Source organism: Pseudoalteromonas sp. S554 (assembly GCF_005930865.1).
In the GTDB taxonomy this organism is placed as follows: Bacteria; Pseudomonadota; Gammaproteobacteria; order Enterobacterales; family Alteromonadaceae; genus Pseudoalteromonas; species Pseudoalteromonas marina.
Window position 1 is genome coordinate 22,983 of sequence record NZ_PNDV01000068.1, and the last position, 11,665, is coordinate 34,647.

Genomic DNA, 11,665 nt, shown 5'->3' on the forward strand with positions numbered 1-11,665 from the left:
CGAATAAGCATTGACTATTTTTCGCCTAACAGGCTGATGTAGATGCTGAGTCTGCTCAACTACAAAAATATATTGTCGCGTGAGCGAGAAACAATTACAAGTTTAAAGGCGCTGTAATCAATGTTATTTTGCGTAAGTTTGTAAATATAAATAAAAACGATGACAATTTTGAGAAATGCATAGTAAGAATTCACCTTATTGCTTATTCTCGCAATTTATTCGATGTTGCGTATAATACGCAATAATTAAGTTTTATTAGAGAACAGCAATGAGAACATGTGGTGTAGAAATTACCGGTAGTGACGTACTACTTTGTATTTTAAGTAAAGATAACGACGTTTTTGATATTCGCGATGTGCGTCAAACACGTTTTACCTTAGGTAATGGTAACGACACTGAAATAATGCGCAAATTTCAATTTGATTTTGCAAAGCTAATGCAAGATTACCAAATTGACTCTGTTGCCATTCGCGAACGCCAACCAAAAGGTAAATTTGCCGGCAGTGCGAAAGGTTTTAAAATGGAAACCGCTATTCAGCTCATTGAAAACCTTGATGTTCGCGTATTCTCAACTACAGAGATTAAAGAGCAAGTTAAGCGTAACCCTATCCCAATAGCATTTGAGGAAACAGGCCTTAAAAAGTACCAAGAAAATGCATTTGTGAACGCCTACGTATACATAATGAAAAAAACGTATCGTAGTGACGAAATGTAATTTAAAACGTTTAAAGTTTTTTAAATTATGAACGCGCCAATATGGCGCGTTTTTTATTGCTACTATTTTACTGGCTATATCTTTACTTATAATACATTAGTCTAACCACCCTTCTTTTTGTCGACAATGTGTGTTTGTTTAGTTCCTAGTTTATGTAATACACACACATCGACACGGAGAAAAACATGCACACACAACATAAAACAGTTAAAGAAGTAGAAGTAATAAATTCACTACCGTTGTCCAAAAGCTATTTTAAAGGCTCACAAAATACAGCTTTAACCAATAAAACCATTGGTGCCTACTTCGACTTCATTGTCGACAAAAACCCTAACTCGCTTGCGGTAGTGGTCAATCATCAAAACATTCGTTTAACCTACAAAGAATTTCAAAAAGAGGTTAATCAACTCGCTATGGGGCTATTAGCAATCGGTGTTAAGCCAGGCGATCGGGTCGGAATATGGTCACCTAATAATATACAGTGGTGCTTAACTCAATTCGCTACCGCAAAAATTGGTGCCATTATGGTTTGCATTAACCCAGCCTATCGGCCAAATGAACTTCAATATGCATTAAATAGCGTTGAATGTTCAACACTCATTACCGCTTCACAATTTAAAGCCAGCAACTATATAGAAATGCTAAATAGTCTAGCGCCAGAACTTAAACATTGTGACAGTGGCAAGCTTTCAGCTAAAGCTCTGCCCAATCTTAAGAATGTAATTCGTATTGGTAATGAAGTAAGCGCTGGCATGTTTTCGTTTTCCGATATTATGCGTATGGCAACGCCAGCTCATGAGCTTGAACTTAATGCTATTGCTGCAAATTTAAATGCCGAACAGGATATAAATATACAATTTACTTCAGGCACAACAGGTAACCCAAAAGGCGCTACACTCACTCACAAAAACATATTAAATAATGCGCTTTTTGTTGGCGATTCTATGCATTTTACTGAGCACGACAAGCTTTGTATTCCAGTGCCTTTATATCATTGCTTTGGTATGGTTTTAGGTAGTCTTTTATGCGTTACAAAAGGCGCCGCAGCCATTTATCCGAGTGATTCGTTTGACGCCAAAACAACGCTTGATGTAATTGAACAAGAAGGCTGTACAGCATTGCACGGTGTTCCCACTATGTTTATTAGTCAACTTGAGCTCAGTACCTTTAGTGAATATGACTTGAGTACACTCAGAACCGGCGTTATGGCAGGCTCTACTTGCCCCGAACAAGTCATGCGAAAAGTTCAAACACAAATGAATATGCATCAGGTTTTAATTGCCTATGGGCAAACTGAATGCAGCCCAATCAATAATATAACCGAAACTGATTCATCAATAGAGCGCCAAGTAACAACCGTTGGCCGCGCCCTTGCACATACTGAGGTTAAAATTATTGATGAACTGGGTAACATTCAAAAAATAGGTTTACCCGGTGAAGTATGCTCCAAAGGCGTAGGAATAATGCGCTGCTATTGGAATGACGAAGAAAAAACAAAAGCCACAATAGATAGTGACGGCTGGCTTCATTCAGGCGATTTAGGTGTTATGGATAGCGAAGGATTTGTGAGTATTGTTGGGCGAATTAAAGACATGATTATCCGTGGTGGTGAAAACGTTTACCCTCGAGAAATTGAAGAGGTGCTTTATACTTATCCAGGCATACAAGACGCCGCTGTATTTGGTATCAGCGATGAAAAATACGGTGAAGAAGTGTGTGCGTGGATCCAACCAAAAGAAGATACAACACTCGATGAACAAGCGATCCGTGCATTTTTACATGACAAACTCGCCTACTTTAAAATGCCTAGGTATATTCGCTTTGTAGAAAGTTACCCTATGACAGTGACAGGCAAACTACAAAAGTTCAAAATGCGAGAACAAATGCAAGAAGTATTATCAAGTAAATTATTTTCATAATGTAAACTTGCCCAGCATGACACAATATAAATATTGGGCCATTTTTATATGTAATCTTTAATTACTTTATTTTTACCTGTATTTTTTGCTTTGTACATCGCTTTATCGGCTACAGATAGCAATGCTTTAATGTCTGGACAAAGGGCGGAAAAATCAGCTACGACAACGCCAGCAGAAACAGTTACACGTTTAAATGTTGAGTATTCGTGACTTATCGTATTTGTAGCAAAAAGATTGGGTAAATCATCAAGCCAGTCTAAATTATTTTGATCTAAAATTTTAACTAAGATAAATTCTTCACCACCAAATCTAACAACGATATCTGCCTGGAGTTTTTTTAATCGGCTCGCAACATCAATGAGTATGTTATCGCCATCTAAATGCCCGTAATTATCGTTATATTTTTTAAAGTCATCGATATCAACCATAGCAAGCGCTAGCGACTGAGATGGCTTTATTTGATTCATTAAGCGTTTACATTCTGAGTCAAAACTGTGTCTATTATATAACCCCGTTAGTTGATCAATGTTTGCTTTTTGTGTTTCAACAAGCTCAGCTTCATATTGTTTACGTAAAAGTATATCCAGTTGATATTGAATACACGCCATTACAATCACAATGCTAATGTAAAAGTAAAGGCTCCATATTATTGGCGTGGATGAAAACAAATGAACACTTAGAAGGCTTAACCCCGTAATTGTCCATAAAATAAGTTTATGGCCTAAATGAAGCATGGGTATTGCAGAAAAGGAAGCCACTACAAGCATAGGCCCTCCCTCGTTTAAATAACCATATAATCCGACAAAGGACCAAAATAAATACCCAAATAAAACACAAAATAAAACGCCATAAGCAAAACAACGATAATGTAAGTATTTTGCCTTTAATTTATTGTTTACATAAACCAATACAAACGACAAACAAACCATCGATAGTCTTAAAACATTAATGACAGAGTATAAAGATTGCTCATCATTCAACCACGAAAGAATAACCAAAATCGTTAAAAATAAAGCAGCTAAATACAAGGCTATATTAGCAAAGTGAACGGTGCTTTTATTAAGTTGATGCTGGAAGTCTTTTTCTTTGTCGGGTGGAAAATAAAATGTTGAGGGTATTAATTGCATTCTAAATTCCTTTTTGTATTTTCGTTACCTGGAAATAGCGAACTTAAAACGGATATGATTGTGTTTTTATGACACTTGGTTTTTAATGCACTTAGATTGGTTTAGCAAAGTTAACTTTTAAATATTATCGCTAAGTTAGATTAATTACAATCTTAGTAAACACTTATAATGACTGGCTTAAAAATGTTGTTTTTCACAACGTTTTTAAGCCAAAATAATTATTAGCAATTATTCAGGGCGGTGTTGTTGCTGTACACCGGTTAAAAATAAACGAAGTATTTGATCGTTACACACCCGGTAATGCTTGTTGTCTACTTTACGAGAAAACGCACTTAATTCGTGTTTGCTTAAATCAAAATCAACCAATGCAAGCGTGGCTATTACATCTTCAGCCTTCATGTTTAAAGCAATGCGTAACTTCATAAAAATAATATTATTATTGAGCTTACTCTCTGGTATTGGCTGCGCACCCTCGCGTTTACCTCGTTTGGTATTAATAAACCCGTTTAGGAAGGTTGCAAACTCAGTGTCTGAAATTTTAACAAACTCTTGCTCGCCCTCTTTTGTTAACCACGCAATGACTTGCTCTGTTTTTACTGTAGCCTCTACCGCAGCAAAAATGTCAACCACGGCAGTATTGGTTAAATTAAAGGTATAGCGAATACGGCGTAAAATATCGTTATTTGTCAAAATATAATCCAAAATAAGGGAAAGGCAACTAAGCATTATTTGCTCAGCTCTAATAGCTTGCCAGTTTATCAGTTTTAACAAACACTCCCTACTTTTAATTCATGTAGGGAGTAATCTAACAACCCTTCTAGACACCAAATACTTTTTAGCTATCAGCTATTAAAAATATAATATAAAAAAACATAAATATAGATCCAAATAACCACAATAAAGTCATTTTCAATAGTATTTTCTGTGACTTTTTATTAAGTACAAACTTCACATTATTAATATACTTGCTTCTGTCGCCTAAACAAATTTGGTTTAATATGACAATAGCAATACTAATAACTATACCACTCGTGCAAACAACAAGTTTTGACTGGCTCATAATAAAATCAATAGTAGCTGGGGATATTAACCCTAGCAGTGAAAGGCTGTTTATAAATATAATAAGAGAAAAAGCAAAAACACCATCAACGCCACTGGCCGTTTTAGAGCGTTTCCTAAGCCATTGTACATATACAAAGTGCATCGTTCTGTATGTAGCAAGCATATTAAATCCTTTTAATAGTTATATAAGTTTCTGAACATGGGTTATTTAGTTACCCAACACTTTTGCAGGGTCTACTCGTGTAGCTTGCCAAGCAGGGTAAATAGTGGCAAAAATTGCTAAGACAAAAGTGACTATTACAGTTATACCAATATCACTAAGTACTAATTTACTAGGTAAAAATTCTATAAAATAAACCCCTTCAAGCGGATTAGCACCCATTAGCTGGCTCAGCCAAGCAAATAATTCACTTATGTTTAATGCTAATACAACACCAATGAACGAGCCAAGTAAGACACCCACAAACGCTTGCGTTAATCCCTGCATTACAAAGGTTGCTAAAATAGTACTGTCTTTAGCGCCCATTGTTTTTAAAATTGCGATATTGCCTTCTTTTTCACGCACTTCCATGACAAGAGAAGACACAATATTAAAACTCGCAACAGCAATAATTAAAAACACAACAATATAAACAATGGTACGAACCATTTGTATATCTTGATATAAGCTACCTTGTGTTCTAAACCAACTAGAAATATAGACATAATCGCTAATGGTTTGCCCTACATTAAGCGCTATTTGATGCGCTGAAAACACATCATCAACACTTAACCTTAAACCTGTAACTTGGGTTTCGTCGTAGCCAAGTGTTTGCTGCGCTTTGCCCAAATGTATAAAAGCAGCCGTGCTGTCAATTGGGCCGCCCATTTCAATAACACCTGCAAGGCTCAGGGTAACGCGTTTAGGTGCTAATAACTGACCACCTGCTTGCCCAACCTGAGGAATTAGCAAAGTAATATTGTCGCCCACTTTTGCGTCAAGTTGCTTTACTATTTGTTGGCCTAAAATAACCTCTTCAGAGGATAATTGGCTTACTAATTTACCTGTTCCAAACTGGTTAACTGCAGAAACATTGCCCTCATAAGAAGGGCTAACACCGCGTATTTCGACCGCTTTTAATTGGCTTTTATACTGCGCCATACCATTAACCGCGATAAATGGGGCTGCTCCCGTTACATGCGGCTGACTTTCTATATTAGCTACTTTTAGCTGCCAATTAGCAATAGGTCTGCTTGGTGCAACATATTCAACCTGAGGTACTACGCTTAGTAAACGATGGACTAATTGTTGTTCAAAGCCATTAATTACTGAAAGGGCAACAATTAAAACAGCGACCCCCAATAAAATACCTATAGTAGACGCTTTAGCTATAAAACTAACAAACCCGTTTTTTTCGTCTTTATGACCTGAGTATGCTCTAAAACGTTTACTTAAAAATGCACTAAGCAACATATTGTGACTCTTTTACCGATAGTTTACCGTCATCTAAATAAGCTATTTTACCTAGTTTATCAGCAAGCTCTAAATCATGAGTTACCACTACAAAGCTCGTGTTTAAACTCTGGTTTAGCTCATTTATTAAATCATAAATTTTAATCGCATTTTGCTTGTCTAAATTACCTGTTGGCTCATCAGCAAGAACCAACGCAGGTTTAGTAACCAAAGCACGGGCAATAGCAACTCGTTGACGCTCTCCTCCTGAAAGTGCAGAAGGTTTATGATCACTTCGATGTGCAAGACCCACTTTTTCAAGCATGTCGAGCGCCTGTACTTTTGCTTCTTTTGCCGTTAAGCCTTTTATTAGCAAAGGCATTGCTACATTTTCTACAGCACTAAACTCCATCAATAAATGGTGAAACTGATAAATGAAACCTAAATTTTGGTTTCTAAAAGCTGCTTGTTCAGTACGAGATAACTTAGCAACTTCTTGATTTTTAATTTTCGCAATACCTGCAGTGGCAGTATCAAGCGTACCGAGTATATGCAAAAGCGTACTTTTACCAGAACCAGAACTACCTACAATAGCAAGCATTTCACCTTGCTGTAGCGCTAAATCCACGCCCTTTAGCACTTCAACTTGGTTGTTGCCATCTTGGTATACTTTGCTTAAATTTTCACAACTAATTACTAAATTATTCATAACGCAATACCTCTGCTGGTTTTACTTTTGCGGCTTTGCGCGCAGGATATAAGGTAGCTAAAAAGCTCATAGCAATACTGGCAAACGCAATTATTACTAAACTAAGCACATCAAATTTCACAGGTAGTTCAATGCCAGCAAGTAGACTCAGGCCAACTAATTCAAGAAGCTCATTTATGTATAAACTCAGTAGCACCCCAAAAAAAGCGCCGATTAATGTTCCAATAACGCCATTGTAAAGACCTTGAACCATAAATACTTTTTGCACCTGCGATGGTGTAAGCCCAAGTGTTTGAAGTATCGCAACTTCCCCTTGTTTTTCACTCACCATCATTGTTAAGGCAGATACAATATTAAACACAGCGACCAGTACAATAAGTGCAAGTAACATGGACATGATCCGCTTTTCCATTGCTACTGCGGCAAATAAAGTGCCTTGGCTGCTTCGCCAATCTGAATAGTTGTAACCTTTTAATATAAGTTGGCTTGCGTCCGTAAATTCGTCCAATTCAAAGGGTTCAAAAAGTGACACACTTAAATTTGGGGCAACATTTTTATTTAACTTTAAAACACGCTGAAGCGATGGCCCACTTGTGAAAGCGAGTGCCATGTCTATTTCAGAGCCCGTTTCGTATATTGCTGCAACTTTAAATAAACGCTGGCTAGGCACACGCCCCAAAGGAGTATAAGTAGATGCATTTGGCATGATCACACGAAGTTTATCACCTAAACCAACACCTAACTTCCGACTCAAATAGCGGCTTATAGCAATGTTATAATTACTATTAAGTACTGTTTGCCAATTGCCTTGTACTATTTTCTCAGTAACTTTGTATAACGCACCGTTATTGTCATATAAACCTTGCAGTAATACACCGTGAAGATCTTTATTGGTTTGCAAAATAGCTTCGCCTTGGCGATACAAATTAACATGTTTCACATAAGACGATTTAGTAAGAGCTGCCTTTAAACTCGTTATTTGCTCTGGGGTGTGCTGATCAGATTTAACTTCAATGTGCGGAATAAGGCCAAGCATATTAGTTTTTAAGCTATGCTCAAACCCATTCATTACACTGCTTACAGTAAATAAAGCCATTAAACCAATAGCAATACCGGCAATAGAAAAAAAAGAAATAAACGATATAAACGCATTCCCTTTTGAGGAGCGGCTGTATCTAAGTCCTATAAATAAGCTAACCGGTTGAAACATATAATTTAAAACATTTATGCTAAAAGTGTGGGGTTATAGTAGCACGAAGTTAGCACAATTGAATATGACCATAAATGTAAGAAATAATTTATAAATCTGAGACTTGGATGATTTTTCAGCAATTTATTTAGTGCAATTTATTCTTTAAGGCCAGCAACTAAATAGTCTAGCAATACACGTACATTGGTAGCTACAAACTGACGTGGTGGATAAACCCCCCACACACCTTCTTGCTTGGGTTGGTAAGACGTTAAAATAGGCACTAACTCACCACTATTAAGCTCATTATCTATATAATAATCAGGGAGTTGCACAATACCTAAGCCTTTTTTAGCGCCATCAACAAGTGCCCAACCACTGTTGCAATGTAATCTGCCAGCAATTTTAATGTGTTTTTCACGCTCATTTTCGTTTACACGCCAATAACTACTATTACCTACTAAACACTGGTGGTTATGTAGCTCACCTAAGGTATGTGGCTCACCAAAGCGCCTTAAATAAGAAGGCGATGCACACATAATAAAGCGCCGTTCACTTAATCTTCGCGCTTTTAAGCTCGAATCTTTTAAATGGCCTAACCTTATTGCTAAATCAAACCCGCCTTCAAGTAAATCTTCTTGTTCGTTACTTAGGTTTGCAATAACTTCAACATCGGGGTGATCGTGCATAAAATTGTGCACAATAGGCATAATAAAAGTTTCGCCGAACATTACCGGGGCTGTTAGTTTAATTTTTCCTTTAGGGGTTGTTTGATGTGATGCAAGGCCCTGCGTAGCATCGTCCATTGCATGCTGTAAGTGTTTTATTTGGTGTAAAAAAACCTCACCTTCTTTGGTAAGAACAACTTTTCGTGTGGTGCGCGTTAAAAGCTGGGTATTTAAACGTTGCTCAAGGGCGGTTACATGACGGCTAATATGCGCAACCGAAAGGCCCAATATCCTAGCTGCAGCAGTAAAGCTTCCTTCCTCACCGACTGCTATAAATTCGTCAATCCCATCCCAACGCGCCATTATTACCATACTGTAAAAGTGTTTTAATAAATAAGAGATTATCATTATATGAGAAACAAATACAATAGTCCCATCACCCAAACAAAATGGGTCTACAATTGATATTAAATAACACTACTAAGGATAAACACATGTCTGATTTTATTAAATCAAAAGCGGCGATTGCTTGGGGCCCTAACCAACCTTTAAGCGTTGAAGAAGTTGATGTAATGATGCCTAAAAAAGGCGAAGTAATGGTAAAAATTACTGCTACTGGTGTTTGTCATACCGATGCATTTACGTTATCAGGTGAAGATCCAGAAGGTATATTCCCAGCTATTTTAGGCCACGAAGGCGCAGGCGTTGTTTATGCCGTTGGCGAAGGTGTAACAAGTGTTGAAGTGGGGGATCATGTAATTCCACTTTATACCGCTGAATGTGGTGAGTGTAAAATGTGTACATCAGGCAAAACTAACCTTTGCTCTGCAGTACGCGAAACACAAGGTAAAGGTTTAATGCCAGACGGCACAACGCGCTTTTTTAAAGACGGCCAACCAATTTACCACTATATGGGTACGTCTACATTTTCTGAGTACACAGTACTTCCAGAAATTTCACTGGCCAAAGTAAACAAAGAAGCCTCTTTAGAAGAAATTTGTTTATTAGGGTGTGGTGTTACCACCGGTATGGGTGCTGTAACTAACACTGCTAAAGTAAAAGAAGGCGATACAGTCGCGATATTCGGCCTTGGCGGCATTGGTTTATCAGCCATTATTGGTGCAAAAATGGCGGGCGCGAGTCGTATTATTGGTGTAGACATTAACACCAGTAAATTTGACCTTGCTACTAAGCTTGGCGCAACCGACTTAATAAACCCTAAAGATTTCGACAAGCCAATTCAAGAAGTGATCGTTGAAATGACTGACGGTGGCGTTGATTACTCATTTGAATGTATTGGTAACGTTGATGTAATGCGCTCTGCCCTTGAGTGTTGTCATAAAGGCTGGGGGGAATCGGTAATTATTGGTGTAGCCGGTGCTGGCCAAGAAATTTCAACTCGTCCTTTCCAGCTTGTTACTGGTCGTGTATGGCGTGGTAGTGCATTTGGTGGCGTTAAAGGCCGCTCGCAACTTCCTGAAATAGTTGAGCGCTACATGGCAGGCGAATTTGCCTTAAACGACTTTATTACTCATACAATGAGCCTTGAAGAAATTAACGACGCATTTGATTTAATGCACGAAGGCAAGAGTATTCGTACTGTAATTCATTACTAAAAAGCACTTAGTAAACGACTTGATATAAAGCCGTAAAACTTGAATGTTTGCGGCTTTTAAGGATTATTATGTTAGAGAATATCTCAAGTACAAAAGTAGCCGGTGGTTGGCATAAGCAATACACTCACGCTGCAACAAGTACCCATTGCACAATGCGTTTTGCGGTATTTTTACCACCGGGTGCAAGTGAAACAAACAAAGTCCCTGTGCTTTATTGGCTATCGGGTTTAACCTGTACCGACGAAAACTTTATGCAAAAAGCGGGCGCATTTAAAAAAGCTGCCGAGCTGGGTATTGCAATAGTGGCACCCGATACAAGCCCGCGTGGCGATAACGTACCCAATGAAGATAGTTATGACTTCGCTCAAGGTGCTGGTTTTTATGTTAATGCTACGCAAGCGCCCTTCAACACACATTTTAATATGTACGACTATGTAGTTGATGAGCTACCAGCACTTATTGAACAGCATTTTCCGGTAACAAGTACTAAAGCCATTAGTGGTCATTCTATGGGTGGGCACGGTGCTTTAATGGTTGCTCTTAAAAACCCACAAGCCTATGTAAGTACCTCTGCGTTTAGCCCAATCGTTAACCCAATAAATTGCCCATGGGGCACAAAAGCGTTTAACGGTTATTTAGGCACTGACAAAGAGCTCTGGGCTCAATACGATACGTGTGAGTTGATGAAACTAGCAAAGCAGGACGATTACCTACCTATGCTAGTATCGCAGGGTGATGCCGATGGCTTTTTAGAGGAGCAACTTAAACCACAAAACCTAGTGGCTATCGCTCACGATAAGAGTTACCCGCTAACGCTTGAAATGCAAGAAGGTTACGATCATAGTTACTTCTTTATAAGTAGTTTTATTGACCAACACTTATTATTTCATAGTCAGTTTTTAACTGCGTAGTCCCGTTAGTGTGTAGTTCTGGCTTATTTAGTTCTACACACTCTTTTAAACTTTTACTCACCTTTCTACACACTTGGCGTTGTTGCTTATTCTCCAAACTGACAAAGTTGACTAATGCAGAATCAATTTTTAAACCTAATTTTGTAAAAGAAAACCCTTCTCTATCTTTTGGAATGGGTTTAAATGGATCTTTGTAAGGGTCTGAACGAGCTTTGTGAATCGCCCCGTGTTTGCCAGAGACTCAATAACTTGAGAAACTGGAACTATGAAAAAATCAAATCGCTATACATCAGAATTTCGTGAACGTGCAATTAGTC

General features: G+C 38.0%; 11 protein-coding genes. 4 read left to right on the plus strand and 7 right to left on the minus strand.

The window, feature by feature from the left end; all coding sequences use genetic code 11:
• Positions 1–268: 268 nt before the first annotated feature.
• Both CWB65_RS14785 and CWB65_RS14790 read left to right on the plus strand, forming a co-directional pair.
• Positions 269–715 (plus strand): DUF3010 family protein, encoded by a 447-nt coding sequence (locus CWB65_RS14785; RefSeq protein WP_006794749.1) that lies wholly within the window; start codon positions 269–271, stop codon positions 713–715.
• A 185-nt stretch (positions 716–900) separates the two neighbouring features.
• Positions 901–2,634, plus strand: coding sequence for an AMP-binding protein (locus tag CWB65_RS14790; RefSeq protein WP_008132447.1), 1,734 nt, complete (start codon positions 901–903; stop codon positions 2,632–2,634).
• 44 nt (positions 2,635–2,678) lie between these two features.
• Here CWB65_RS14790 and CWB65_RS14795 read toward each other — a convergent pair whose 3' ends face one another.
• The 7 genes from CWB65_RS14795 to CWB65_RS14825 all read right to left on the minus strand — a co-directional run bounded on the left by CWB65_RS14795 (position 2,679) and on the right by CWB65_RS14825 (position 9,184).
• Positions 2,679–3,761, minus strand: coding sequence for a GGDEF domain-containing protein (locus tag CWB65_RS14795; protein ID WP_008132446.1), 1,083 nt, complete (start codon positions 3,759–3,761; stop codon positions 2,679–2,681).
• 228 nt (positions 3,762–3,989) lie between these two features.
• The gene (locus CWB65_RS14800) at positions 3,990–4,451 is read right to left on the minus strand and encodes a YehS family protein (protein ID WP_033025846.1); all 462 of its coding nucleotides are present in this window, start codon (positions 4,449–4,451) and stop codon (positions 3,990–3,992) included.
• 145 nt (positions 4,452–4,596) lie between these two features.
• Complete coding sequence (locus CWB65_RS14805) at positions 4,597–4,986, minus strand: hypothetical protein (protein ID WP_138740874.1); 390 nt, start codon at positions 4,984–4,986, stop codon at positions 4,597–4,599.
• Positions 4,987–5,031: 45 nt separating this feature from the next.
• On the minus strand, positions 5,032–6,276 hold the full coding sequence (locus CWB65_RS14810) for a lipoprotein-releasing ABC transporter permease subunit (protein ID WP_008132441.1): 1,245 nt from the start codon (positions 6,274–6,276) through the stop codon (positions 5,032–5,034).
• A complete protein-coding gene (gene lolD / locus CWB65_RS14815) occupies positions 6,266–6,964 on the minus strand; it encodes a lipoprotein-releasing ABC transporter ATP-binding protein LolD (protein ID WP_006794753.1) in 699 nt (232 codons plus the stop codon). Before lolD ends, CWB65_RS14810 begins: the two co-directional genes overlap by 11 nt.
• Complete coding sequence (locus CWB65_RS14820; protein ID WP_138740875.1) at positions 6,957–8,174, minus strand: lipoprotein-releasing ABC transporter permease subunit; 1,218 nt, start codon at positions 8,172–8,174, stop codon at positions 6,957–6,959. Before CWB65_RS14820 ends, lolD begins: the two co-directional genes overlap by 8 nt.
• Positions 8,175–8,311: 137 nt before the next feature.
• Positions 8,312–9,184: a LysR family transcriptional regulator gene (locus CWB65_RS14825; RefSeq protein WP_008132437.1), complete on the minus strand. Its 873-nt coding sequence runs from the start codon at positions 9,182–9,184 to the stop codon at positions 8,312–8,314.
• A gap of 131 nt (positions 9,185–9,315) precedes the next feature.
• On the opposite strand from CWB65_RS14825, the gene CWB65_RS14830 reads away from it, so the two are divergent.
• The gene (locus tag CWB65_RS14830) at positions 9,316–10,437 is read left to right on the plus strand and encodes an S-(hydroxymethyl)glutathione dehydrogenase/class III alcohol dehydrogenase (protein WP_006794756.1); all 1,122 of its coding nucleotides are present in this window, start codon (positions 9,316–9,318) and stop codon (positions 10,435–10,437) included.
• 68 nt (positions 10,438–10,505) lie between these two features.
• Entirely contained in the window at positions 10,506–11,348 is an 843-nt protein-coding gene (fghA, locus tag CWB65_RS14835; protein ID WP_008132434.1) for an S-formylglutathione hydrolase, read from the plus strand.
• The last annotated feature ends 317 nt before the right edge of the window (positions 11,349–11,665 follow it).